At 38.4% G+C, this 26411-nt stretch carries 29 protein-coding genes; 21 read left to right on the top strand and 8 right to left on the bottom strand.

The window, feature by feature from the left end; genetic code table 11:
• Window positions 1–226: 226 nt before the first annotated feature.
• Window positions 227–826 carry an AP2 domain-containing protein gene (locus tag AKG39_RS16800; protein ID WP_050741559.1) on the top strand — a complete coding sequence of 200 codons (600 nt, stop codon included), beginning with the start codon at window positions 227–229 and terminating at the stop codon, window positions 824–826.
• 14 nt (window positions 827–840) lie between these two features.
• Here the strand turns inward: AKG39_RS16800 and AKG39_RS16795 are convergent, their stop codons facing one another.
• Window positions 841–1152 (bottom strand): hypothetical protein, encoded by a 312-nt coding sequence (locus tag AKG39_RS16795; protein ID WP_050741558.1) that lies wholly within the window; start codon window positions 1150–1152, stop codon window positions 841–843.
• Between the two features lie 535 nt (window positions 1153–1687).
• Between AKG39_RS16795 and AKG39_RS16790 the strand changes: the two genes are divergently transcribed.
• The 3 genes from AKG39_RS16790 to AKG39_RS16780 all read left to right on the top strand — a co-directional run bounded on the left by AKG39_RS16790 (window position 1688) and on the right by AKG39_RS16780 (window position 5212).
• Window positions 1688–2767: an MBL fold metallo-hydrolase gene (locus AKG39_RS16790; protein WP_083439632.1), complete on the top strand. Its 1080-nt coding sequence runs from the start codon at window positions 1688–1690 to the stop codon at window positions 2765–2767.
• A 15-nt stretch (window positions 2768–2782) separates the two neighbouring features.
• Window positions 2783–2974 (top strand): DUF3006 domain-containing protein, encoded by a 192-nt coding sequence (locus AKG39_RS16785; protein WP_050741557.1) that lies wholly within the window; start codon window positions 2783–2785, stop codon window positions 2972–2974.
• A gap of 318 nt (window positions 2975–3292) precedes the next feature.
• The gene (locus AKG39_RS16780) at window positions 3293–5212 is read left to right on the top strand and encodes a GmrSD restriction endonuclease domain-containing protein (protein ID WP_050741556.1); all 1920 of its coding nucleotides are present in this window, start codon (window positions 3293–3295) and stop codon (window positions 5210–5212) included.
• 424 nt (window positions 5213–5636) lie between these two features.
• Here the strand turns inward: AKG39_RS16780 and AKG39_RS16775 are convergent, their stop codons facing one another.
• The gene (locus AKG39_RS16775) at window positions 5637–6182 is read right to left on the bottom strand and encodes a hypothetical protein (RefSeq protein ID WP_050741555.1); all 546 of its coding nucleotides are present in this window, start codon (window positions 6180–6182) and stop codon (window positions 5637–5639) included.
• Window positions 6169–7068: a hypothetical protein gene (locus tag AKG39_RS16770; RefSeq protein WP_050741554.1), complete on the bottom strand. Its 900-nt coding sequence runs from the start codon at window positions 7066–7068 to the stop codon at window positions 6169–6171. Before AKG39_RS16770 ends, AKG39_RS16775 begins: the two co-directional genes overlap by 14 nt.
• Window positions 7069–7428: 360 nt before the next feature.
• Between AKG39_RS16770 and AKG39_RS16765 the strand changes: the two genes are divergently transcribed.
• The 5 genes from AKG39_RS16765 to AKG39_RS16745 all read left to right on the top strand — a co-directional run bounded on the left by AKG39_RS16765 (window position 7429) and on the right by AKG39_RS16745 (window position 9219).
• Window positions 7429–7620: a hypothetical protein gene (locus AKG39_RS16765; protein ID WP_050741553.1), complete on the top strand. Its 192-nt coding sequence runs from the start codon at window positions 7429–7431 to the stop codon at window positions 7618–7620.
• Window positions 7621–7688: 68 nt separating this feature from the next.
• Window positions 7689–7916 carry a DUF1659 domain-containing protein gene (locus AKG39_RS16760; RefSeq protein ID WP_050741552.1) on the top strand — a complete coding sequence of 76 codons (228 nt, stop codon included), beginning with the start codon at window positions 7689–7691 and terminating at the stop codon, window positions 7914–7916.
• 38 nt (window positions 7917–7954) lie between these two features.
• The gene (locus AKG39_RS16755; protein ID WP_050741551.1) at window positions 7955–8185 is read left to right on the top strand and encodes a DUF2922 domain-containing protein; all 231 of its coding nucleotides are present in this window, start codon (window positions 7955–7957) and stop codon (window positions 8183–8185) included.
• A gap of 35 nt (window positions 8186–8220) precedes the next feature.
• Window positions 8221–8643 carry a phage holin family protein gene (locus AKG39_RS16750; protein ID WP_050741550.1) on the top strand — a complete coding sequence of 141 codons (423 nt, stop codon included), beginning with the start codon at window positions 8221–8223 and terminating at the stop codon, window positions 8641–8643.
• A gap of 3 nt (window positions 8644–8646) precedes the next feature.
• A complete protein-coding gene (locus AKG39_RS16745; RefSeq protein ID WP_050741549.1) occupies window positions 8647–9219 on the top strand; it encodes a peptidoglycan-binding protein in 573 nt (190 codons plus the stop codon).
• Between the two features lie 214 nt (window positions 9220–9433).
• Here AKG39_RS16745 and AKG39_RS16740 read toward each other — a convergent pair whose 3' ends face one another.
• Window positions 9434–10228 (bottom strand): hypothetical protein, encoded by a 795-nt coding sequence (locus tag AKG39_RS16740; protein WP_050741548.1) that lies wholly within the window; start codon window positions 10226–10228, stop codon window positions 9434–9436.
• 414 nt (window positions 10229–10642) lie between these two features.
• Window positions 10643–10960: a hypothetical protein gene (locus AKG39_RS16735; protein WP_050741547.1), complete on the bottom strand. Its 318-nt coding sequence runs from the start codon at window positions 10958–10960 to the stop codon at window positions 10643–10645.
• A gap of 228 nt (window positions 10961–11188) precedes the next feature.
• Between AKG39_RS16735 and AKG39_RS19450 the strand changes: the two genes are divergently transcribed.
• The 6 genes from AKG39_RS19450 to AKG39_RS16705 all read left to right on the top strand — a co-directional run bounded on the left by AKG39_RS19450 (window position 11189) and on the right by AKG39_RS16705 (window position 16554).
• Window positions 11189–11785 (top strand): helix-turn-helix domain-containing protein, encoded by a 597-nt coding sequence (locus AKG39_RS19450; protein WP_242852649.1) that lies wholly within the window; start codon window positions 11189–11191, stop codon window positions 11783–11785.
• Between the two features lie 166 nt (window positions 11786–11951).
• Window positions 11952–12134, top strand: a complete 183-nt coding sequence (locus tag AKG39_RS16725; protein WP_050741546.1) for a hypothetical protein — start codon at window positions 11952–11954, stop codon at window positions 12132–12134.
• A 510-nt stretch (window positions 12135–12644) separates the two neighbouring features.
• A complete protein-coding gene (locus AKG39_RS16720; RefSeq protein ID WP_160316213.1) occupies window positions 12645–13829 on the top strand; it encodes an ATP-binding protein in 1185 nt (394 codons plus the stop codon).
• 36 nt (window positions 13830–13865) lie between these two features.
• On the top strand, window positions 13866–14783 hold the full coding sequence (locus tag AKG39_RS16715; RefSeq protein ID WP_050741544.1) for a hypothetical protein: 918 nt from the start codon (window positions 13866–13868) through the stop codon (window positions 14781–14783).
• Window positions 14784–15506: 723 nt separating this feature from the next.
• On the top strand, window positions 15507–15953 hold the full coding sequence (locus AKG39_RS16710) for an Hsp20/alpha crystallin family protein (protein ID WP_050741543.1): 447 nt from the start codon (window positions 15507–15509) through the stop codon (window positions 15951–15953).
• A gap of 169 nt (window positions 15954–16122) precedes the next feature.
• On the top strand, window positions 16123–16554 hold the full coding sequence (locus AKG39_RS16705; protein ID WP_242852648.1) for a carboxymuconolactone decarboxylase family protein: 432 nt from the start codon (window positions 16123–16125) through the stop codon (window positions 16552–16554).
• 334 nt (window positions 16555–16888) lie between these two features.
• Here the strand turns inward: AKG39_RS16705 and AKG39_RS16700 are convergent, their stop codons facing one another.
• The 3 genes from AKG39_RS16700 to AKG39_RS20140 all read right to left on the bottom strand — a co-directional run bounded on the left by AKG39_RS16700 (window position 16889) and on the right by AKG39_RS20140 (window position 18567).
• Complete coding sequence (locus tag AKG39_RS16700; RefSeq protein WP_050741542.1) at window positions 16889–17878, bottom strand: 2-hydroxyacid dehydrogenase; 990 nt, start codon at window positions 17876–17878, stop codon at window positions 16889–16891.
• 153 nt (window positions 17879–18031) lie between these two features.
• Window positions 18032–18262 (bottom strand): DUF5808 domain-containing protein, encoded by a 231-nt coding sequence (locus AKG39_RS16695; RefSeq protein ID WP_050741541.1) that lies wholly within the window; start codon window positions 18260–18262, stop codon window positions 18032–18034.
• A gap of 59 nt (window positions 18263–18321) precedes the next feature.
• A complete protein-coding gene (locus tag AKG39_RS20140; RefSeq protein ID WP_050741540.1) occupies window positions 18322–18567 on the bottom strand; it encodes a hypothetical protein in 246 nt (81 codons plus the stop codon).
• 627 nt (window positions 18568–19194) lie between these two features.
• On the opposite strand from AKG39_RS20140, the gene AKG39_RS16685 reads away from it, so the two are divergent.
• From AKG39_RS16685 to AKG39_RS16660, 6 genes are all read left to right on the top strand, one after another.
• On the top strand, window positions 19195–20574 hold the full coding sequence (locus AKG39_RS16685) for an MFS transporter (protein WP_050741539.1): 1380 nt from the start codon (window positions 19195–19197) through the stop codon (window positions 20572–20574).
• A 223-nt stretch (window positions 20575–20797) separates the two neighbouring features.
• Complete coding sequence (locus AKG39_RS16680) at window positions 20798–21430, top strand: corrinoid protein (RefSeq protein WP_050741538.1); 633 nt, start codon at window positions 20798–20800, stop codon at window positions 21428–21430.
• A 24-nt stretch (window positions 21431–21454) separates the two neighbouring features.
• Window positions 21455–22258 (top strand): methyltetrahydrofolate cobalamin methyltransferase, encoded by an 804-nt coding sequence (locus AKG39_RS16675; RefSeq protein ID WP_050741537.1) that lies wholly within the window; start codon window positions 21455–21457, stop codon window positions 22256–22258.
• Window positions 22259–22307: 49 nt separating this feature from the next.
• Window positions 22308–23288 (top strand): uroporphyrinogen decarboxylase family protein, encoded by a 981-nt coding sequence (locus AKG39_RS16670; protein ID WP_050741536.1) that lies wholly within the window; start codon window positions 22308–22310, stop codon window positions 23286–23288.
• Window positions 23289–23436: 148 nt separating this feature from the next.
• Window positions 23437–24831, top strand: a complete 1395-nt coding sequence (locus AKG39_RS16665) for an SLC13 family permease (RefSeq protein ID WP_050741535.1) — start codon at window positions 23437–23439, stop codon at window positions 24829–24831.
• A 98-nt stretch (window positions 24832–24929) separates the two neighbouring features.
• Entirely contained in the window at window positions 24930–26297 is a 1368-nt protein-coding gene (locus AKG39_RS16660) for an MFS transporter (protein WP_050741534.1), read from the top strand.
• Window positions 26298–26411 lie beyond the last annotated feature (114 nt).

Below are 26411 nucleotides of genomic sequence, written 5' to 3'. Positions count from 1 at the left end.
TGGTGTTGTCCCAAACACTGGAATGTGGTAATCTACATTTGACTTTTAGAATTGCATGGCTAAAAAACACAACTGAAGTGAATAATTGGAAGCGAATCAAAACAAACAAACGGGGCCTAAATAGATAAGGCCCCGTTTGTTTGATGCTGATTTTTCTTGATTTTCTAAATTTTGAAGTCTATAATTACACATCATTGAGAAAGATATTAATTTCAAGGAGTTTGAGATGAAAAATAATATTTATAAAGGGCAACGCTTTGGACAACTTGTTGCAATAGAGGAGACTGAAAAAATAGGGAAAGATCCTCACCTCGCATGGCGCTGCCAATGCGATTGTGGGAATATTATTATAACAAGAGGTTATCTTTTAACCGGTGGTAAAAAAACGGATTGCGGCTGCATAACGAATAGAGCAGTAAATATATTAGGTGAAAGATTTGGCCGTTTAATGGTAATTGCACCGGCTGGTCTTGATAAATACAAGAATGCACAATGGCTATGCCGTTGTGATTGTGGTACTGAAAAAGTTATTCAAGGTGTAGCTCTTCGACGTGGTGCAGTTCAAAGTTGTGGTTGTCTAAAATTAGAGAAAAAAGCAAACATCCTGTATGAACGGAAAAAAAACTTCAAAATAGCGACAACCAACATTTCCGGTTGCAGAGGTGTAAGCTGGAATACTCAAGCAAATAAATGGATAGCAAATATAACCGTTAATGGCAAGAGGATTTATTTAGGTTTAGATTCCAATTTGGAGAAGGCAATTAAATTGCGGAAAGATGCAGAAGAAAAATATTATAAGCCAGTGATTGAAAAAAACAGAGATTAAAGATGCAAAATGAATTACGTCAAATAATCAAAATCTTTGACAATGATTTCTACCAGATCATCATTGTCAATTTTATAGTGTACCGGATTTGAATATTCCTTATAGATGTGCCATTTCATGGAATGCTTGTCTTGAAAAAGAACGATTTCTTTTTTACCTATCATAACTGAATATTTTGTACCAATACCGCCGCCATCAAAAACCACGTTATTTTGTTCCGTTAATATCTCGCTAATTAGATAAGATTTTTGATTAAATATGATGGCTGTTGGGAATACCAGGTCTTGATATTTAATGGTTTTAACTTCTAAAAAATATTTTTTCATCTTAACACCTCTTCAAAAGTATAATATGGGAAGCTTAAATATTAATAAATTCATAATATGAGTGATAGTGAAAAACAATGACCCATATTTGAAAGAATAATCAGTTTCACTGAATTATGTTCTTTTCTTCTCTACTGGCTTGGGCCGCGCTAACGCTAGGACCAAGCCTGATAATAATGGTAGCGAACAACCAACTTTTTCCCAAACACCCTTTTTCGGCTGCCGAAAACCTTTCGCGCTTAATGCGGTGTACCATACCGTCCAATGAAGGTTTGTGCACGGGTTTTAACTAACAGACCGAGATTCTAAAATAATTAAAACATTGTATTATGGAGTATTGCATTTACTTGAAGGAATGAAACTGATGATATATAATCATTCCATTGATACATTAATAATATTGAACGGGTGCAGTTATGGATATGATTTTTATTTCCAAAAATGGGCTTTACATGTTTAGACACGCTATTTAATTAAAAAAAAAACAGTTCTAACAATAGTGAATTTGGTCGAAATAAATAAACGAGGAGAGAATATGAAAAAAACATTATTTGTAATGTTACTGCTGGTATTTGTTTTTCTGACCGGGTGCACAACTAATAGTTCATCTTTAAATACAGAAACCAAGAAAGCAACAGTTGTTAATGGCACAATGAAAGTACACTTTATTGATGTGGGGCAGGGTGATGCCATTCTGATTCAGCAAGGTGAGAGCACTATGCTCATTGATGCCGGTGATAATCAATATGGGGAAACGGTTGTAAACTATTTAAAAGATCAAGGGGTACAAACCCTGGATTATGTCATTGGTACCCATCCGCATGCCGATCACATCGGGGGACTGGATGTGGTTATAAACAATTTTGAAGTGAAAAAAATAATCATGCCGAAGGTCGGCCATACAACAAAGACCTATGAAGATTTGCTGTTAGCCATTAAAAATAAGGGCTTGAAAATCACAACCCCGGTTGTGGGGGAAACCAATGACTTGGGAGATTCACAATTTACAATCATTGGTCCTAACGCTGAAAGTTACAATAGTTTAAATGATTATTCAGTAGCCATCAAACTCGCTTATGGGAACACATCTTTTGTTTTTACCGGTGACGCAGAAGAAAATGCAGAAAAAGAAATGCTGGCACTGGGCATTGACTTGAAAGCAGATGTTTTAAAAATCCCTCATCATGGGAGTTCAAGTTCTTTATCAGATGCATTTTTAAAGGCGGTCGCACCAAAAATCGGTGTGATCCAACTCGGTGCGGACAATGACTACGGTCATCCTCATGAAGAGACCATGGCCAAATTAGCAGGAGTAGAACTTTACCGAACCGATAATAATGGTACCGTTGTGATCGAAAGTGATGGGACAAACCTTTCTGTAAAAACTCAAAAAGCAGGGAATGATACATCAACGGCAAATACGCAAAAGGTGGTTCAACAAGAAAATACCGCAACCACTGCTGATACGGGCAGTTATATTGGGAATATTAATTCGCATGTTTATCATACTGTAACCTGTTCATCCCTGCCGCTGGAGAAAAACAGAGTATATTTTGATACCGAAGAAGAAGCCATAGCCGCAGGATACAGACCGCATGAAGAATGTAATAAATAAAAAAGGTGGTAAGAGATGATTATTGATCGATTTGAAGGAGAATTCGCAGTGGTAGAATTATCGGATAAGACTTTTATTAACATTCCTCTGAGTGAGCTGCCAAAGAGTTCTAAAGAAGGGGACGTTTTAATAATTGGGATTGACCAGAAAGAAACGGAAAAACGAAAAGAGCGAATAAAAGATCTCATGGATGATTTATGGAGTTGATAAAAAAAATGGCTTAGCAAAAGATAGAAGAGGAACTGGTAAACGAGTAAAAAATTTATTTGCACAATTATATAAAACAGGAAATATTTGTTGAGAACAAAGCCCCGGGCATCTACCGGGGTTTTATTCATCTCAGTCGACTAGTAGGGTGCAAATAATATAGGTTGTTTTGCTGACAAAAGCAAAGTGGTTGTGTATAATAAAAAAGAAATAGTCTTGCAAATCAACCAAATAAATATTTTTGTAGTAATGTTCAATTGTTGTTATTCAATACTGATTGATGACATATGTGTCTAAATTTAAAACAGGGAGAGTGTCATGGATATACAAACCATCCTAAGTCAAATCGAAATTGGCAGTTATGCACTGCCAGAATTTCAGCGTGGTTATGTCTGGAACCGAGATCAAGTCAGAAAACTGATGAATTCCTTATATAAAGGTTTTCCAATTGGCGGGCTGTTAGTTTGGGTAACACAGACCAATGAAGAAATATCCCGAGGCGTTCTTGAATTAACACCGGGTTCGGTAAATCTCATATTAGACGGTCAACAGCGTATTACAACACTCTATGGGATTATACGTGGCAAGGCGCCAGCATTCTTTGATGGCAACAGCTCTGCCTTTACGGACTTATACTTTGATTTGGAAGAAGAGATTTTCGGTTTCTATATGCCCATGAAAATGAAGGATAATCCCAGCTGGATCAATGTAACACAACTGATGCAGGAGGGTGTTGGGAATTTTGTCACCAAACGCATGGCTGCAATGCCTGGTGATGATTATCTCATTAAACATATGGATCAATTAAATCGAATTGATAATATTAAAAAAGTAGATCTGCATATTGATCAGGTAGCCGGTGCCGATAAAACGATTGATGTGGTGGTCGAAATATTCAATAATGTGAATAGCGGCGGAACGAAGCTCAGCAAAGGGGATCTGTCCCTGGCTAAAATATGTGCACAATGGCCGGATGCAAGGCGAGAGTTAAAAGCTGTTTTAGCGCGATTGCATGACGCCAGGTATGACTTTGAGCTGGATTGGCTGTTGCGATGTATTACCGTCTATTTAACGGATCAACCATACTTTGCTGCTTTGGGAAATGTCGATATCAATGACATAAAAGACGCTGTTCCAAAAACAGAAGCAATGATCGGTACAATACTGAATCAAATCGGTTCACGGTTGGGTCTGGATCACAATCGGGTTTTAGGAAGTCGTTTCTCAATCCCTGTTATGATTGAAGTGATCAAAAAGACCGGTGGTAAAATCGATTCCAGTGCTGATTGGAATAAACTGCTTTACTGGTATATCCATACTTTTTTATGGGGGCGTTATGCTGGTTCAACAGAAAGTGTGATGGCACAGGATTTAAGCATTCTGGCAAACGGTGACGGTGTTGATGGACTAATCCGCCAGCTAAGACAAAATAGAGGGGATTTGAAACTGCATCCGGAAGATTTCTGGGGATGGAGCACCGGCGCCAGATTCTATCCGTTGTTATATTTATTAACACGGGTTAACCATGCCAGAGATTTTGGTTCAGGGATTGAATTAAGCAATGCACTATTGGGGCATAATTCTTCTTTGGAAGTGCATCATATTTTTCCGAAAGATTTATTATATAAGCAGGGTTATACCAAATCCATTGTCAATGCATTGGGTAACTATACGTTTTTAACGAAAGATACCAATTTGGCGATTTCCAATAAGCCAACAAATGAATATATACCAGACTACATGAAAAAAACACCTGGAGCGATTGAATCTCATTGGATACCAACAGACAGCAATTTGCTTGAACTGGATAATTATGAAGAATTTCTTGGCAAACGACGGGAATTGCTGGCCGATGCCGCAAATAAATTATTGGATTCCCTTGTAAATAACACTGTTCATGAAGTGGCAATAACAAATTTCACAGTAAGAAGCGCAACCGATCAGGGTGGTGTTATGAATGATGAAGAGGAGCAAATCCTTGAATTGTTTCAATGGTTGGAGGATAAAGGATTGCCATTGGGTGACCTTAACTATGAAATAACGGATGATGACGGGAATATGCTGGCAATGTTGGATGTCGCCTGGCCTGCAGGTATTCAACAAGAATATAGCGTACCAGTTGCATTGATGCTTGATGAAACCGACGAGTATTATAAGATTGCTAATCAGCGAGGTTTTAAGTATTACAGTGATATAGCATCTTTTAAAGAGTATGTTATTGATTTGTATGGTATGTAAGAAGACCTGGCAATCATAACTACCCTGCCTCTCTGTCTAATTAATTATACTTACCATCTACCAACGCCTCCGGCTAACGCCCGATGCTTTTTTCGTGCCTGCAAAACTGCCTGCAGGTTTTGCGTCCTGGCTTAGGGCCAAGGCGCTGCAAAGGTCAGTGGCGTTCGCCTTCGTCCTGCCAGGCCCTGGCAGAGCGAGCGGCTAAATTACTTTTTGGTTCGCTGTCACCCTCGGGGCCTGGGAACGCCGGTGGCGCGCCACCGACTTTTCCCAGACTCCCTTACTGCGTTGCTGGAAACCTTTCGCATTGACTGCTGTGTATCCTACCCACCCACCCAAACGAAGGGTAGTGCCTGTATTTATGCATGCGTAGTTTAATTAAAATGAGATAAGATAAGATGGGAATAAATAAGAATAATTGTTTTTAATTGTTCCTATAATTTGATGCATATAGATATACAATTGATCTTGTTAAAACAGCAAATATGTTAAGAATCAAAAAAATATATAATCCTAAAAAAATACAATCGGTAATAATGTTACCCCAAACTGCACGAAAAAAGCATACGAAAAAAACTAATAATAATGCTATTATTTCCTGTAAAAGTGTAAAAATCATTATAATTAATAGATAACGATATATTGTTAAAGGATCTGACCCTATAAATTTTTCTTTTACTGATTTTTCGTATTTTTTTTTGTCGCTTGATATTATGATAGCAATCGCAGATATGCTAAACCCAATTAAAATAGCTAAAACATTAGGAAGGATCTCATTTAATGATATTATCGCATTTTGAATGAGGGCAGTTGGATAATAGATGAGTGTTACAATAATTGCTATAATTGCAGGAACAACAATATCAAAGATAACTTCATTAAATTTAACAATCCTAAAATAATCAACTATAGGAATTAACCAATCAAAATATAAAAATTTACCAATATTAGTCTTTTTATTCTTCAACACCGAATATATCCTCCATTTTTGCAAATAATGCAAAGCTATCAACTGTACCCCTCTCCTTAATTAATGCCACGTTTACTCGCTCAATCTTTTTTGTAAAGTAACTATCAATAGTAATCCCTACATTATTGCCATCTTTTCCCCGTATTCTAACTCTTGAAGTCTCTTCTCCCTGAGATACAAGTGAATGATAAATATTTTTTGCAGTGGATTTTAATAAACTCTCGCCCCTTTTAACTCCACATGAAATCATGATTTCATCTTTCATAAAAACATCAGATCTATCCATAATATCTAAACCGCCAGAAGTTAATAAATTTTTATGTGTGAAAATATCAGCTGAACAAATTCTTGATAAATTATCAATCGCTTTCTCAATATCATCAACAGGTACTCTAGAATATGCGACAATGAATTTTGGATCAATACTATTTATTTCGACATATCTTTTTAAGTGATGATTAAAGTATTTTATAATATTACCAATTGTAGCACCGCTTCTTCTTTCTTCTAAAATAATTTCCAGCTCGTTATTTCCTCGTTTACATAATAAATGAGTTGCTTCTTTTTCTCCTTCTTTCAAGTTTTTATCACTTTCTCTTTCAGATCCATCTTCACTAGATATATAGTTTGGCGAATGGTTATATTTACATGATTTTAGAACAATTTTTATTAGTTCTAAATGATCTCTTTCATATATTTCGTACCATTCAAGACCCATAGATTTATTTGTGTTTTGATTGTTCAACATTTTTTCGTGGTCACTTAAACTATTTTGAATATATTCTAATAAGCTTAAAAATATATCATTATCAAAAAAGGTATGTTGATTTCCATAGTATTTAAATTCCAAACAATAAAAGCCAAGTTTTCTATCTGCAGAACTCATTAATTCACCTCATGGTATTTTTGTTGATTATACTACTTTGTGAAATAAATTACAATAGAAATGATCTGCATACAATTTTGGAGTATGAAATTATATTTACAATATTACATTACAATGCTTCAATGGTACGTTACGGCTTAATCCAAAGAAGGATAGAAGTTTCATTACGAAGTCTTTTGGTTTAGGTTAAGAATATTTCAACTTCACATAGTTTTCTTTGGACACAATAAATCTCATGAAGTATTGTGTTTATGAAAATAAACATAAAGTGCAGTTATCTTTCAAATTTTTTAAAATTCTACACACTATGTGTATGTGCTTGCTATAATGATGATAACAAATTTAAAAGTGGAGGGAATTATGGAGAAAGCCATTAAACCATGCTCAATATGCAATGGCCTTTGTGATATCAAAACGGTGTTTGAACCGCAAAAGAAATATTGTGTGACCTGCACCGTCTGCGGCAATGAAACCGATCCAAAGCCAACCCGGAATGCCGCCATAAATTGTCACAATAAAACCAGTTTTAAAAGCATTAAATCATTATTGTAAGATGCACCCTAGTTAGGCATTCCCAATGCACTAACTGTGCTATATAAAAATGGAGAGGAGGTAAATCTATGGCAATTACCAGCGATGTTTTAGCAACAAAAATGGTCACCAGACTAAATTGCGGTTTGGTGAATGGTAAAGAAGTGTTTAAAACCAAAACGTATTCCAACCTGAAAGCCGATGCCACCATCGATTCGATTCATGCAATCGCCACAACCATCTGCAGCTTGCAAGTACCGACCCTTGAAGAAGTTCAACGCACCCAGACCTCATTACTTTTTAATGATGGTCAGTAGGAAGAATGTGAAAATTTAATTCATGAAAGGAGAATTTTATGCCAGATTACAAACTCGTCATGGTTTTTAAAAATTCAGAAGACAAAAGCACAACCATGACTATTTCCGAAGCAGATCCCACTGTTACCCAGGCTAATGCAGTCGCAGCAATGGATGCCATCCTTGCGGCCAACATCTTTCAACCCAATGGACTGACATTGGTTTCAAAGGTTGACTGTAAATTAGTCGCAACAACCGAAAGCGATTTCTATGATAAACCGGCCATTTAACACAGAGCAGCCCCTACAGGGGCTGCTTTTGCCATATGAATATGATTGACATTAAAACAATGGCGTTAACCGGAATCGCTTTGTCCGGTGCCTTCATAGCGGATCTGCTTGGCGGCTGGGATACTGGGTTACAGTCGCTCTTTATTTTTATGGCCATCGATTATATAACCGGGTTAATCGTGGCCGGCGTCTTTAAGAACAGTCAGAAATCGAAACAGGGAGCCCTGGAAAGTTATGCCGCCTGGAAAGGGCTGTTGCGCAAGGGCACGTCCCTGGCGGTGGTGCTCATTGCCTGCCGGCTGGATCTTTTGTTACAGACAACGATCATCCGGGATGCCACGGTGATTGCCTATGTGGCCAATGAACTATTGTCGATCACAGAAAATATCGGATTAATGGGAGTACCTCTGCCGAAGATTATCACCAATGCCATCGAAGCGCTTAAAGAAAGGGAATAATAAATGGATGATTATATTAAATGGATCCAGGAAACGTTAACCGCCCTGGGCTATGATCCTGGTCCGGTGGATGGTATTAACGGCGTGCGCACTGAAACGGCGGTTAAGAAATTTCAAACCGATTATCATTTGAAGGTGGATGGGATGGTCGGTGACTGTACGCACGATGCGTTATCAGCCGCTTTGAATAGCCCATTAGCACAAGTTGTTGAACGGGTCCCAATTGCCCTTAAAAACTTCACCCCGGATGAATTTAAATGTTATTGCGGCTGCGGGCTGGATGTCTGTGAAAAACTGAAAGGATTCGCCCAGAATTTACGGGATTATTTCGGCTGGCCACTGGTCATATCAAGCGGCGCCCGTTGCCCGCCGGTCAATCGTGCTGAGGGCGGGGTGCCGGATTCCTGTCATTTAACCGGGGAAGCCTTCGATGGCTATTTCCCCGGGCACATGAACGAAGCGGTTATGCAGCACATGGCGGATTTTGCTGTTGGCCAGGGCATCGGCGTGATCCGATATCCCAATCAGTTGTTTTGTCATTTTCAAGTTTATCCTAGGAATTCGATTACCTATTAAGCTTTTATTCAATACATTAGAATTTGAACTCAAAACCTTTAAAGCCCCGGCAATCTTATTGATTGTCAGGGCTTATCTATTGTGATTGCAAGATTTGTACATAGAAATTATAAATTGTAAAATCTGTATTATTTTATTTGCTCAAATATTTTGAATAAGCGAAATCTTGCCGAGAATATTCAGGAAGAGGATAGTATTTGGCAATTGTTGAATTTTATTTTAACTGATAAATATTTTTTGTGTTGCTACTAGTATCGAGATAAATAATAATATCATAATTAAAAGTTGTCTGACTCTTTTTTGAATTTTCACAGACATAAGTTAATATCATTTGATATAGGTATTGGTTATCACCATTTGGTTGAAAAAGCTCATGGTGTTTAAGATCTTTAAAATCAAAATAAATGCCATAGACCTTTGATTGACGGGATAAAATTTTATCGTGATAAGATTTCGTAATATTACAATTAATATCTTCTTCTCCCAATTTTATATTTTTCAATTTGCATGAAATAAGAAAAAAATCAACGGCTGTATTATCTGAATGGTTAATGATCTTAAATGTTAATAAGCACCAATTTTGTAATTTTGCATAATTGTGAGTTACAACGTCAAAAGTGTCTTCTTTAGCACCATTTGGATCATAATTATCAATCAATTCTAAAGAAAAAGAGTTATTTTCAATATATATTTCTGGTTGTAATTTTGAATTTTCGAGATCTAATAAGCGATTGCTGATCCTATTGGCATTTTTATTTTGCCAGATAGCAACGCAGCCAAGGATAACAGTTCCCATAAAAGCTAACCATGAGACATAAAGATCAAGTGCATCGCTCACTGTTAAACTTGTTTCTATAATAACAAACCCGCATGCACCAATAGCATAGAAACCAATAAGAATACATGGAATTACTAGGGCGACAATAAAAGTAAAAAATATGAATAAGTAAGGTTTCTTACGTGCATAGGATTTTATCTTTGAAAATATATTTTTCAGTTGTTCATTCATTTTCCATTCGCCTCATCAATATAAAATTTCACTAGATTGTTAGGATTATATCATAGCAATGCACTAATGCGAAAAAATTTGGTAGGTATTATAAATTGATTGAAACGTTGCAAAAATGGGTGCCACGTGGAATTATTTCATTGATTAGCGAATTAAATATGGTAGATAGGCCCGTTCTTTACATGTTGAATCTAGCAGATCAGCTGGCTAGAGAATTATGTATTTAACTTTTGCAAGCGAGGCGCGGGATAGTCGGCTCAGCTTGGTGTACCGCCAACTATTACCCACACGGCTCTTAATAAATTGTTTAGTATTTTTGCGGATATTGCTCTGTACCATATCAATCCAAATAGGTTTAATTTATTATCTTTTAAATACTAAAGTTTGTGAAAATAGGAGATTATACATTTTGTTTCATTTTAAGCTCATAGTCTCGCATTTCTTCATTTTTCTAAATCGTTTTTCAAGAAGCCATTCAAGGTCGGCATTTTCTTCAAGGATGCGGTTGGCATCATCGATCAGCAATGCATGTTTGGTGTATTTCAATAATTCTTCAAATCTTTCCGGGGTTTTCCTGCCGTTACTCTGGTAAACCAGGTGTGGATCTGGTGAGGTTGGACATATGGCGATTGACGAGTAATTTAACTCGGTGGCGCCATTGAATTCTTCCTGGGTCATCTCATCGATTGCAACAAACACACTCCTGATTTCATTAACTATTTCAGATATCATTCTTCACCTCTTTCAAAAGTATTTTATTTAATATTAATGGCATTGAAAACGAACGTCAAGAGTAAAAAGAAGCAGTGGTCAATTTGCATTTTCAGCGAAAAGAATGAATAAGAGGAAATATTCGTTAATGCATTCAATGATTAACGACATTCAAATTATGGGGGTAATAATTTTTAGGAAATTTGATTATTTAGTTTAAAAAATACCGCTGATATGAGGTGGATTGTGTTGATTAATCTCAAGCCGCCGCAGTTTGGTAAAAAACAGACTATATTCATAGCGGCTTTTACGCAGATATGTTATTGTCAACCCGTTCCTTTTTGCCTTGATCATGTTACTAAGTGTAACACATCATGTGCTTTTCTGTTTACAAGCAGCACTTTACGTGCTATAATGAGCCAAAAGAGGTGGCTAAGGATGGGCGGTTTTAACGAAAATCTTAGATTGCTTAGGAAAAAAAATGATATGACCCAGGCTGATCTGGGGAAAAAACTGGGTATTTCTTCATCGGCGGTGGCTATGTATGAGCGTGGTGAACGTGAACCGAATTTTGATACACTGAAAAATATTGGCGTATTTTTTAATGTGGATATGAATTATTTGCTGGGGCTGGATAACGATGAGCGACCATATCCAAGTGCAGATAATAAAGAAGAAGATCAGGTACATGAAGAACAAGGGGCTTATCATATAACTGCAGATGCGAAAGAAATTGCAAAATATTTATCTGAAAATCCCGAGCATAAAATATTATTTGATGACATCAAGGATTTAGAAAAGGATGATATTGAATTTGTTAAAAAGATGATTGGAAAAATAAAATAGATGTAACTGCGAATGAATTTAAAGGTAGCTGTTTTAATATGGAACTTATCTACTGATCAAGTTCTTACAAGAAGCAATGTTGTATTTTTTGAACTTTTAATAGTTTAGAGATTGAAAGCATTCGTATTGATTGAGTCACGTAAACAAACCTATATGGGGTGGGTGGGTGAGGATATCAGAAGTAAGTGCGAAAGGTTTTCGGCCGGGCACTGAGGGAGTCTGGGAAAAGTCGGTGGTGCGCCACCGGAATTCCCAGGCCCCGGGAGGTTGCGTCGAACCAAAAAAGTTTTCAGCCGCTCGCTCTGCCAGCGCCTGGCAGGACGAAGGCGATCGCTGCAAAAGTAAATAGGCACGGTGGCCTTCAGTTTATCGGCCACGGTGCCACGACATGTAGGCAGCATTGTAGAAAAAGAACAAAGCCTCTGGCAATTCTTCTTCTATTAAAATTGCCGGTGGCGCTGGTATCAGAGACGTTGTAAGGGAGTGTAGGAAAGCCGGCCGCCCTGTCACCAGCTGAAACACGGGGCAGGCATTTCTACGCCCCTGGTGCAGAAGTCGAACCCAAAAAGTAATGAAGCCGCTCGCTCTGCCAAGATTGGCAGGACGAAGGCGCTCACCGCAAAAGTAAATAGGCACGGTGGCCTTCAGTTTATTAGCCACGGTGCCACGACGTAGAGGCAGTATTGTTAAAAGCGAACAAAGCCTCTGGCAATTCTCTTTATTTTAAAATTGCCTGAGGCGTAGGGTTCGATAGTGTAGGAAGTGTATAATAAATTGAACTTCACTAAACGAGGTAAAACAAATGCAGAGTTGAAAATACATACAACATTATATAAAGAGAGATCTAATGGTGGTTAATATGGAAAATATCTTATATGACTTTTTAGATAAGCGATATGAAGGAGCCTACTGGGATTTCAAACAAGAATACCACGACAACAAAGCTAAGTTACTCCATGATATTATTTGTATGGCCAATAATTTGATCGATAGAGATGCATATATAATTTTTGGCGTAAATGATCAAGGAGAAGTTTTTGGAGTTGAAGATGACCCGAATAGAAAAAACCAAGAGAATTTCATTACTTTTCTTCGAGATAAAAAGTTCATTGGGGGTTATCGTCCTGAACTTGAACTCAAAGTGGTGCAACTAGGGTTACATGAAGTTGATGTGCTCATAATAAAAAGAAATAGTAGAACTCCTTTTTATCTCTCAGAAGATTTTGTGGATAAGGGCGAAAAAATCAGAGGAAATTATATATACACAAGAGTTATGGATACTAATACACCAAGGGATAAATCTGCCGATGAAGTGAATGTAGAGTGGTTATGGAAAAAGAGGTTTGGTCTGGTTCCATTGCCATTAGAACGTTTAAGAATCTATTTAGGTTATAAAGTACGCTGGATGAAACGCGGTGAAACACATTATTATGAAGAAAACCCAGAGTTTACTGTTAATAGATATGATGATAAAGATAATGAAAGAATTAGTAGAAGAGAAAATCTAGAATTTTATTGCTACTATCAGACAAATAATTCTTCGTATTATGAAATGATTAACTGTAAATATTTTTCAACAATTTTATATTCTTGTCAAATAGTAATACTGGATAGTGGAAGATATATTACTACAACGCCTACATGGGACCATATTGATTTAGATCAATATCATCAGCAACATCTTACATACAGGTATTATATCAAAGAAACTATGGATTATAAGATGCACTTATATTTATTTGATGAAACGTCAGATGAAGCATGTACTGCTCGACGTAAATTTATGGAAATTGTTCTGCTATTTGAATCAGATATTGAAAAGGAGCAGTTTAAAGAATATATCCAAGGCATACTTTCAAGCTTTCGTGATGAACTAGAAAGAAAGAAAAACAAAAATTTGGTTTTTGATTGTGACGAAGAAAGTGTAAGGGTAATCGAGAACGAGAGGATTCATACTGGTTTATTGCTGAATGAGGAATTAAAGAAATTTAGAAAGATTAACCATTTGACACTAAATTCCATTTATTGGAATCAGGGTTTATAAAATAAAGTTTCAATTGAATTTTGAGTGAGGAAAAAAATGAGTAATGCAAAAAATAGCTATCCTAAAGATGATGAAGATGTTTACTTTGCAGAAAATCAGCAAATAATTGATGTATTCTCTGACTTTTGGTCTATTTGTGGAAAAACAAGAAAAAATTATTATAGACTATGCAATATAAAGAAAATGATTGCCTATACTCCCATTATTGAAAAGAATAAAGAATTACTCGAAGACAGAACAGCAAAAAAAATATCGCTAATTGAAGGTTTCGAAAAGATATCTAATAAGTATAATGCTTTCGATAAAGAATTAATTTTTGATTGTCAAAAGGGTAGTGACTCTTTCGAAAATATAGCAATCATGTTTACAAGAAAAATACTTGAAACAATAAGTATTAATGAAGAATTAGGAAAAAATATTTATGCAGGGCTAGAATATCTATGTAAGGTAAGAGACTTTCTAAACGTATCTCTTAGAAGTGTGTGTAAGGATACAATGAATATTGATGCTGAAATGCAAAAGTTTTTTATCTGTCAAAATTTTGATGTATCTTTAGACAGAGATAAAACAAATAATTTTGAATTGGTATGCAAAAATATGTCAGGGTTTTCCTCTGCAGAATTTCACGAAAAGTGGGTCGAAGTAGGACATAACAGGGATGAATTGTATCCAACAGCAAATGACTTTGATAAATTAATTGCAGATAAACAAAAGTATTTTTTGTTTATCTGCAATAATACTACGTTGTTTTATAATCAGATAAATGAAGAAAAGAAGGAAAGAATGCTTTCAAGACTTAATAAATCCGTTTTATGGTTGGCATTTATGAGTGTAGTAGCTTCTATAATTGCATTAGTGCCTAAAAAAAGTGATGATATGCTTTCGATAGGTGCAGGGATTTTAGGAATATTACTTTTACTTGTTTTAGTATTTATTATTCAGAGTCGAGAGTAGCTTGTTGAATAATAATTAATGCCTAAATAAATGTGAAATAAAAACATATAAATTTAAATGATGTGCCATGATTTGTAGGTAGTCTTGCATGTGGGAAACGAACTAAGTTTCTAGTAGTATTGGGACTGCCTGAGGCGCTGTTCAAAGGAGCTAATAATTAGCCAATTATTAGCCAACTTACAACGAAAAACCATTGGCTTTCTTGTGAATTTATTGCGCAAGAATGGCATAAGCAAGCCATTCTAAAACAGTTTAAAACACGTTTTTAATCCCGAGAGGTCGTGGGTTCGAATCCCGCCGGGCACACCAAAAACCGCATAGCAAAGCCATTTATAAGTTTCTTATAAATGGCTTTTTTTCGTATTTAGCCAACTTTTAGCTAACAGATTTAGTTTTAAAAATAATATCATGATCATAGATGGCATCAATCAATGACGCTGTTATTTTTTCCAAAAGTTGGGTTTTCAGGGGGGTTGCTAATTTAGTCTTACCCTAACAGTTTTAATATGTGAGGTTATTCCAAGAAAGAGAAAATAAATTGTCTAAACAAAGGTCTCTTTGGAAAAACTATCAAAACGAGAATGAGTTAGCCAGGGAAGTCAATTAATGATAGTCTTTTTCTTAAAGATGTTTGATTGTTTTTAAAAAGGGTAAAATTTGAAATACAATTAGCATCTATTAAAAAAAAAGGATGCAAAATAAATTTTAGAGGAGGCGTTTCTAATGGCTGGTTTAACACCTAATAAGAAACATAAATCAATGCCGCAAAAGGATAATATGGTAGACTTCAACAGTATGGTTGATGATTATATCGATGACATCCAGTCACCTGTTCAAAGTTCTACAACCGAAGATTTCAAACTTGATGTAAAGGAAAAAAAAGGTGAATATATTGTTGATGCAGAATTTGCCGGTTATGATAAAGAAGATATTCAAATCAATTTTGATAATGACATATTGGTAATCTATGCATTAAAAAAAGAAGAAATAAATGATGAAAATGAATGGTATATTCATAGAGAGCGTACATTCAGTTCCGTGGAAAGACGCATACATCTTCCCAATGTAGCAGCAGGTGACATCAAAGCCAGTTTTGTAAATGGTATTTTACAGGTGCATATTCCTAAAGAAAAAGAGCTGGAAGTGAAAAAAGCCATACAAATTGAATAAGATTAGACAACCTCGAAAGAGGTTGTTAAATTTTTCAGAATAAAAGGAACTGATTGTTCATAAGATCACCCAGATACTTCACTGGAAGCGGGTGTTTTAAAATAATATTAAGTTTGGTTGCATAGAAAAAAGGTATACTGTCGGCATAAGAATAAAGTGAGGTTTTAGAATGGAAAAAGCTTTTATAAAACCACCTAAAAAAATACCGTTTTTGCTTAAACTGGGCTTGTTTATTGCAAAAAAAGAAACCGGCAAGGATTTATTGCCAGCCCGCCTTTTGGCCTGGTACCCCAGAGCTGCCGTAGGGTCCGGTGTTTTAGAAATGATGACTGCAAAAGGAAAAACCCCTCAGGAGAAAAGGTTGCTTAATCTGGTCAGACTGCAGGCATCATTGATCTGTTCATGCGCATTTTGTATTGATATGAATGCGGATGGTATCAATAAGAATGGTATTACCGGAGATGAGCTGTTGGTATTGCAGGGTAAACGAGAGGTCCAGTCGGTTGCAACGTTTAACCTTCGTGAACTACTGGCGCTTGAGTATGCCATCATTTTATCAAGTACTCCTCCAGATCTGACAGAAAAATTCATTAAAATTTAACCAGTGAATTTTCTGAAAAAGAAATTGTCATGCTGGCCAGCACCATTGCCAGTGTTAATTATTGGGCAAGGCTGAATCAGGGCCTGGGTATACCACCGGCGGGCTTTAGTGATCAATGCCTGGTATTTAATAAATAGTAGATGGGTTTGTATCCTGTATTACCGAAGGGAATCCCATTGGATTTGTCTCACCTGATGCTGGAAAAATGATGAAAGTTACCAGAATTGAACAGTAGTGGTGGCTTTAAATTCCCAAGTATTTATACATCAATCAAATTAAAGATCCCGACAATCCTTAGAAAAAGGGTTGCCGGGATTTTTGAATTTCGGGGATCTTATACGCCATTGACAATATTAATGGGAATTTCACCCTTTGATACTGCTAAAATATTCGTCCAAACCGTTTTGTGCATTTTTTCAAAAGCCTGTCTGGTAGTGCCGGCGATATGGGGAGTGAACAGTAGTTTGTAGTGACAATCCTCCGGCAGATTAAGCAGAGGATTATCCAGGGTAACGGGCTCGGGATACATGGTATCCAGGCCTGCTCCGGCGATTTGGCCATTAATCAATGCGTTGACCAGATCTTCCTGTACAACCAGCTCACCCCGGGCCGTATTGATCAGCAGAGCAGTTGGTTTCATTAGAGCCAGCAGTTTCTGATTGATGATCCCGGTGGTTTCCGGAGTCACCGGCAGATGGAAGCTGATGATGTCGCACTGCTTACAGAGTTCTTCCATGGATAGATAGCTCAGTCCAAGTTCATCTTCTGCTTTATTTTTTCGGGAGCGATTAAAATAGCTGAGTTTTGGCCCAAAAGCTTTCAATCGTTTGGCGGTTTCGAGGGCAATGGAACCCAGTCCCACCAGTCCGATATGACAAGATCTCAGTTCGGGAATACCGTCCAGAATAAACGAGCCCTTAGCCTGGATCTGTTGGCCGCTGCGGACCATATGATCCCCTTCCAGAAGCCGTCGCTGGAGTCCCAGCATTAACAGGATAGCGTGTTCAGCCACCGCCGCCGAGTTGGCGGCGGTATTGTTGCAGACATAAATACCTTTTTCTTTGGCGGCGTCAATATCGATTTTATTATAGCCGACGCCTTCGGAATGAATCAATTTCAGATTGGGCATATTATCAATCAGGGTTTTGCTGATTTTTCGGATGGCATCGGCAAAAATAAAATCCGCATCGCCGGCAGTTTTTAGAACGGCCTCATCTGTAGTAAGGTCTTCGCCGAAAACTAGTTTCCAGTCCGCTGGGATTATTGTTAAATCGGAAAATTTTGACACACGTTTCTTAGACGTTAAAATCAGTACTTTTGGCACGGGATTACCTCCATTATATAGATACATTTCATTATATAATGGAGGTGATTTAATCACAACTAAAATTTGCACTGTCTTTATTAAAGACAGAAATAGTAGGGACGTTTTGATTGTCACATTGAAGATTGAACACCAAGAAACAGCCTAGTAGGATTAAGTGTTTTTAGACTTTTTTTGACGTCTGTAAAAGAATCGTGCCACATAAAAACTGGTGATGAGAAAAACAAAGAACCAAGTCTTTGGATTTGCCCAGTTTACAGTCCAGCCCAGCCCATATGGTTTGGGCACAAGAAAATTTGAATCTTCGGGGTTGAGGTAATAAAAAGTGCTATTATTTTCTCGATACGTATCAATTTCTTGCTTTGTCCATTTTCTCTTATCCATTTTTTTTCTCCCTTCTATGATGGTGGTTTAATTAATATAGCGATGCAGTTATTTTACCCCTAATTTTCAGGAGTAATCAACTCATTTAATTTGTGCTGAATTTGATTTCGTCTTGCAGCAGAAGGTATCACTAAAAAACCAAAAGATGCGATAAAAATCGATAAAGCCATGGTGTTTCCCATAAGCTGGCGCAAAGAAAAGAACGCAATGATTTCAAGAATAAAAATAATGACAACGAACATAACTGAAATGATGATGTTCCAAAATATGACAAAAAAAATTGTCTGCCAAAAATGACCCTTCATGAGAAAAATGCTCTTTTTGATTGTATCATGTGGTTTGTATCAAAAAAAGAGGGAAGATCGGGTACCATTATGATGATGCCTTTTGGACACTCGGAAATGGATAAATCAATATTTATAATAAATTGTAAATATTGAAATTTTATAAAATATCCCAATGCTTGATAAAAATATTTATGAATAAAAACATATAAAACAAAAGGAAATCGTTTAAAATACAAGAATGATAACAGCTAATAACGATTACATGCATCAATAATTAGTTAAATCAATAAAATATACTAAAAATACGGTTGACATTTGGAATGAATACGAGTACAATCATGTTATAAAAACACTAGTAATTATAAAATAATTTACTAATAAGAAGCAAAAAAGTCAATAAGTTAATCTTTGAATAATCAAAATCTCTTCAGTGATCATCGATTTAATGAGAAAGGAGAACGGGCAGGATTGCACTGTAAACGAAAATTATCTTGCAAAATTAATCAGTACTGACGGAGATATTGGATAGAATCTTTGAGACTGGCTCAAGGTATGTGGATTGACCATTTTATGTGGTTAGGACTAAGGGTCATAAAAAGGAATCATTATTATTTTATTAAATTCAAAAAACAGAGGAGAAAAATTATGAATAAACCATTGAAAAAATCAGTTATTAATCTTTATGGATTGCCTTCTTTTGGATTTCAAACACTCGTAAACATTGAAGTCTTTTTTTTCGCAGCCTTTTTAACCGATTTTGCAAAATTACCTTTAGCAATTGTAAGTATCATCTTACTTGCTACCAGTATCGTTGATATTTTAGCGGTACCAACATCTGGAGTTATCCTGGAAAAAAGCAATATGAAATGGGGTAAATACCGTTCATGGCTTTTGGTAGGTCCTCCCATTGCCGCAGTGTTTTATGTGCTTCAGTTTTCACAAATTGGTTCATCAACAACTAGTGCACTCATAATTTTTGTTGGTTTTGCCGTCAGTCATCTTGTCTGGAATACCTTTTATGCAGCACATATATCACTGAATAATGCGCTGACAACCGTTCGTGAAGAACGAATTTCTATGGCCAGTAACAGAGGAATGTTCAATGCACTTGGTGCACTCGTATTTTCTTACTTTGGAGTTAAGTCCATTACAGCAATTGGTGCCAGTGTCGGTAATCCGGTTTTAGGGTATACCTACATGGCTGCCATCACAGGCCTTATCATGATCGCATGTAATGTAATTTATTTTATTATGATAAAAGACTATGCTCAAAGTGGTAGTGAAACAAAAATCGGAAAACCAGCTGACAAGATGTCTGTTGGAGAAATGCTAAAACAAATTGTAATCAACCCACCTTTAATAGGTTTAATGTTAGTGGAACTGGGAAGATACTTGGGTCGATTCGTTATTTTTGGAATGGCATTTTATTACTTCAAATATGTCATCAATGACTTACCGGGACTGGCATTATTTATGACTGGATTAACCATTGTAAGTTTCTTTGCAGCCATGATCGCGGCACCTGTTGCTAAGCGCATTGGCGAAAAAAACGCGTACATAATTTCTCTGGGTTTATTAGTTATCGGCTTGCTGATGGTATGGTTTTTACCACTTCAGGCAAATGTTTTCAAAATTGTTATGTTTGTTGCCTATATCGGTTACGGCTTACCAGATTCATTGGGTGTTGCTATGTACTCAGCAACAGTTGACTATGGTGAATGGAAAACAGGGAAAAATGCCCGCGGATTTATCATGTCACTGATCAGTTTCCCCATAAAAATTTCTATTTTTATCAGATCGGTAATCATTGCCGCTGTGCTTGGTTCTGTAAGCTATGTTGCGGATATGGCAGTTACCCCGGAATTAGTCCAGGGCATTAAAAATGGATTTGCATTGTATCCAGCAATCTTTATGATAATAGGATTGTTATTGATGATGAAATTATACACATTAACACCTAAAAGAATGGCTGAAATTAATCAGGAAGTTGCAGAAAGAAAACAACTAACATCTGAAGCAAAATAAATCAGCATGAGAATTTTGAACAAAATTTAATCAGGTCTTTGCAAAAAGTACCGTTATCGGTCTGTCTGTTTACATGAAGCAATTTTTCAAACCTGGCTGAATAGTGGAATCCACTGTTCAACCGGGTTGTGAAATTGTTTATGAAAACTGACATCAAGCAATTTATGGCTATTTTTAAAAATTTCACAATTGCCCACAATATTTAATTCCAAGGAGGAAAAAAATGACTAAAATTGAAGAAGTAAAAGCTAAGGTAGAAGCAGGAAAATCCAAACTCGTTCCGGGTCTGGTACAAGAAGCACTGGACGCGGGGAATAATCCCCAGGATATTCTGGATGCTATGGTTGAATCCATGGGTGTTGTCGGTGAAAAATTCTCAACCGGAGAAATTTTCGTGCCGGAAATGCTCATCGCTGCTAAAGCCATGTCAAAGGGCGTGGATGTTCTTAAACCACACCTGGCCGGTGACGGTGCCTCAAAATTGGGCACCTGCATCATTGGGACCGTAGCCGGTGACTTGCATGATATCGGGAAAAACCTGGTATCACTGATGATTGAAAGTGCCGGATTTGATATGGTTGATCTTGGCGTTGACGTACCCGCCGAAACTTTTGTTCAGGCCATTAAAGATCATGATAATGTTAAAATCGTGGCCTGCTCAGGTCTGCTAACCTCAACCATGCCGGCCATGAAAGAAGCTGTTGCTACCATCAAAGCCAGCGGTTTAACCGGATTCAAGGTCATTGTCGGTGGAGCTCCGGTGACCCCGGAATACGCAGCCGAAATTGGCGCTGACGGATTTGCTCCCGATGCCGGAACCGCCGCTGTCAAAGCCAAAGAGCTGGCAACCGCTTAGTTTTATAAATCTAAGGAGATAAATATGATCATTATTGGAGAAAAAATAAACGGTGCGATTCCATCAACCGCCAAGGCCATTAAGGAAAAGAATGCTGATTTTATTCGAGAGCTGGCCATTAAACAAACGGAAGCCGGTGTGGACTTTATCGATGTCTGCGCATCCGTGGACGATGACATCGAACTGGAAACCATGAAATGGCTCATCGATATCGTCCAGGATGCCACTGACCTTCCCATTGCGGTGGACAGCCCCAACGTCCACACCTGCATCGAGTCCATGAACTATTGCAACAAACCCGGACTGTTTAATTCCGTATCCCTGGAAGGGGATAAGATTGACGCCGCATTTGCTGCCATCGCCGACACCAAATGGGAATGTGTGGCCCTATTAAACAGCGATAAAGGCATCCCCAAAACCGCCAAAGACCGACTGGACGTATTTGCCGATTTAATGGCCAAAGTCAAGGAATATAAGATCGATCCTGCCCGGATGCACATTGACCCCCTGGTTGAAATGCTCTGCACTTCCGAAGACGGCATTGCCATGGTCACCGAAGTCATTAAAGAGATCAAAACCCAGTACCCCACCATCCATGTCACCGGTGCAGTCAGCAACATTTCTTTTAACCTCCCAGTTCGTAAAATGGTTAACATGGGCTTTGTGGTTCTGGCTATGAACGCCGGACTGGACAGTGCCATCCTTGATCCATTAAACCGCGATTTAATGGGCATTATCTTCGCCACGGAAGCGCTGTTGGGCGAAGACGAATACTGCATGGAATACATCGGCGCCTACCGCGAAGGGATTTTTGGACCTGTAAAATAATTTAAAGACGAAACACCTAAATAGAGTTAATTAAAAAGGAGAAATTATAATGTTGACAAAAAAACAGAACTTAGTAGAAGTGATGAAGGGTGGCAATCCGGATCGCTTTGTCAAACAATATGAAGCGTTTGCGATGATGATGAGAACCCCGATTACCCGCATTAAACCGCCAATCGGTGGAGAAATAGTCAATGAATGGGGAGTAACCATCCGCTGGCCGGAAGGTCAATTGGGAGCATTCCCGGTTCACGATGAGGAACATATTGTTATTAAAGACATTACCAAATGGCGGGATTACGTTAAAGCTCCTTCCGTCGAATGCTCGGAAGAATCATGGGCGGTGGCTATCGCCGATGCTGAAGCAGTCGATCGAAATGATCAGTATGTCACTGTTTTTGTTGCTCCGGGTATTTTCGAGCAGGTACATTACCTGATGAGTATGGAAGAAGCATTAATGGCCTATTATGAGGAACCGGAAGCCATGCATGAACTGATTGATTATATTGTGGAATTCGAACTGAAGCTGGCCAAAGAATTTGTTGATCATCTTCACCCGGATGCTGTTTTTCATCATGATGACTGGGGTAGCCAGATTAACTCTTTTATCTCCCCAGCCATGTTTGAGGAATTCTTTGTTCCGGCATATAAGAAAATTTATGGTTACTATAAAGACAATGGTGTTGAATTGATTATTCATCATAGTGACAGCTATGCTGCCAATCTGGTCCCAGCTATGATTGAAATGGGAATCGATATCTGGCAGGGTGTTATGACAACCAACCATGTTCCGGATTTAATAAAAGAATATGGCGGAAAAATTACATTCATGGGCGATATCGACAGCGGCGTCATTGACTTCCCTGGCTGGACCAAGGAAAACATTGAGGAAAAAGTGGAAACAGCCTGTCGACGATGCGGTAAGCTATACTTTATTCCCGGTGCCAGCCAGGGATTGAATGTCAGCTCATTCCCGGGTGTTTATGAAGCAACCGATGAAGCAATTGACCGAATGACTAAGGAAATGTTTTAAAACTGCACCGTTAATCAAACTTTTAATTTGAAAATCAATAATTAATGTCAAATAAATCAAGAAGCCTTTTCTGAATCACGAATTGGCTTCTTGTTAATTAAAATGAAATCATAAAATAAAGTCATAAAATAAAGTCTTGAGGTGGATAATGAATAGAAAACAGCTAATCGGCATAATATTAAGCATAACCGTACTTGTTGCCACTTTTTTTCTGCCTGTACCAGTTGGTTTAACCGATCAGGGGATGGTTACCATCGGCATCCTTTTGTTCTTTCTGATCATGTTGATTTCTGAAGCGCTTCCGGTTGGTGTCATCTGTTTCTTATGTCTGGGTTTGTTACCGGTACTGGGAGTAACGAAAAATTTAGCGTCCGGTTTAATCGGTTTTACCAATCCGATCTTATTTTTCGTGCTGGCTTCTTTCGGTTTGTCCGAAGCTGTCAGCTCGACTCCGATTGTACCGCGGATCCTCCATGCGCTGATTAAAAGATTCGGAAAAGATGTTAAAACCTGCGTGCTGGCCATCATGATCGCCGGTGCCATTGTTTCCTCCATTGTCACCGATGTGCCCACTGTTGTTGTTTTTATGGGCATCGGCGCCAGCTTCCTGACACTTTTCAAAAATGATGCGGATCGCCGAAAAACCGCCAAATCCCTGATGATGGGAATCCCCATTGCCATCATGTTGGGAGGAATCATGACCCCAGCCGGCAGCGGCATCAATATTCTGACCATTGGGCTGTTAAGGGATTTGGCCGGGATTCAGATTACCTTTATCCAGTGGATGGCCTGTGCGATTCCCATTGTGCTGGTTATGGTGCCCCTTTCGTGGCTGGTATTAACAAAAATATATCCCCCGGCTGAAATCGATGCCGATGATATCAGGCAGTATCTGACCACCATTGAGGTCAAAGAAAAAATCGGCACGCGCGAAATCAAAGTGATTATTATTGCATCCGGGATGATGTTTTTCTGGTTGCTCAGTTCCTTTTTTCCTGCCATTGAAGTGGCCGTTGTGGCCTTGTTCGGCTGTGTGTGCTTATTCCTTCCCGGCATCAGAGTCTTAACCTGGGACAAGTATATGAAAGCCGTCAGCTGGACCTCCTTTATCCTGATCGGGACGGTTTTATGCATTGCCAGTACAATTGTGGCAAACGGCATCACCGAGTGGTTTGTGACCTATATTTTACCCACATCCCTGTCGGTATCCACTATGGGAGCCGTTTTCTTTGTGGCGGTGATGGCTTTTCTGATTATGCTGGTTGTGCCGGTAGCGCCGGCCCTGATCGGAGTGCTATCTCCGGTGATTGTCAGTTTGGGGGTCACCATCGGGATCAATCCGGCCCTGCTCATCATTACCCTGGGGCTGTGTGCCGGAAACTGTTATTTATTTCCCATCGATACGATCCCATTGATTACCTATACCGCCGGCTATTATAAAATGACGGATATGCCTAAGGCCACGGTCTGGCTGCAATTGGCATTTATTGGCTTGGCTACGCTCTGGCTGCCCATCGCCGGCCGGATTGTTGGTTTTATATAAAGTTGTGGATAACAGGCCGAACAGGAGATAAAGCTAACAGGATCTTGCATTTGATATGGCACATTAAAAACATTCAAATTATTTAGAAAGGAAACAAAATGGCAGAAAAATTAAAGAAAAGTGTTATCTATCTCTATGGTTTGCCTTCGTTTGGGTTTCAGATTTTTATCTATGTTGAACTCATGTTTTTTTCGGCATTCTTAACTGATGCGGTTAAAATGCCGGTTGCGTTGGCAGGGTCAGTGCTCATGATTACCAGTATCTTTGATCTGATTTGGGTTCCGGTTGCTGGGATCATCCTGCAGAAAAGCAACCTGAAGTGGGGGAAATTCCGATCATGGCTGTTGATTGGTCCACCAATAGCGGCGATGCTTTATATCCTTCAATTTTTAAAAATAGGAAGTCCGGTGACTAATGCCATTACGGCATGTATCGGTTTTGTCGTCGGCCATTTGGTGTTCGATGTTTACTATTCCGCTCATATAGCGATGAACAGTGCGCTGACGTCTGATGTCGAAGAAAGGGTTAAGATGTCCGCCAATCGAGGCGTTTTCAATGCCCTTGGTTCCCTTACCTTCGCATATGTCGGAGTGAAAGCCATCCAGGCGGCCAGCATTGCCTTCAATGATCCGGCACGCGGTTATCTTACGGTTGTCATCATGGTTGCCTTGATTATGGTATTGTGCTATTGGACGTTTTTTTTCCTGACAAAAGAATATGCTTTTCGGGGAACCACTCTCAAGTCTCAAAAAACCGAAGGCATGCCGATTCGTGAAATCCTCAAACAGTTGCTCCAGAATCCGCCGTTAATCGGTTTGCTTTTAATCGATCTCGGCAGATATGTAGGGAAGTTTGTGGTCCTGGGTCTGTCATTCTACTATTTTAAATATGTCCTTAATGATCTCCCGGGCATGGCGATCTTCATGACCGGTCTGACCGTTGTTATCCTGATTTCAGCAACATTGGCGACCACGGTGGCAAAGCGGTTTGGACCGAATAAGGCTTATATAGGGGCATTGTGTATTTTCATTGCCGGCCTGCTGATTACCTGGCTGTTTCCATTGTCGCCAACCGCTTTCAAAATAGTGATGCTGGTATCCTTTGTCGGTTACGGCCTGCCGGATTCCCTGGTTGTGGCCATGTATTCTTCTTGTGTTGATTATGGCGAATGGCGAACTGGGAAAAATGCCCGCGGTTTTATCATGGCCCTGTTGACGACACCAATCAAAGTCGGAAACTTCATAAAAAGCGTCATCATAACAGCAGTACTGGCATCGGCCGGGTATATTGCCGATATGACACCAACTCCGGAGCTGATTCAGGGGATTAAAAACGGTTTTTGTCTGTTCCCTGCCATAATCATGATAATTGGGCTGATCGTCTTTGTGATTCTCTCAAGAAAAATGAAGGACATGGACAATGATATTGCATCAAAAAAAATAAAAACTGAATTAGAGATTATTTAAGCGGCAGTCCTGACTTCGTTTAAGAATTAGGTTATCTGATGCCAGCGCAGCCTTTGAGTAACCAATGTGCATTGCGGATGCTTAATCTGAGTTATTAAAAAAAGAGGGTGTAAC

It is taken from the genome of Acetobacterium bakii, from assembly GCF_001263355.1.
Lineage (GTDB): Bacteria > Bacillota > Clostridia > Eubacteriales > Eubacteriaceae > Acetobacterium > Acetobacterium bakii.
The sequence above is the reverse complement of the archived record's forward strand: the minus strand, read 5'-3'. Positions and strand labels throughout refer to the sequence as shown.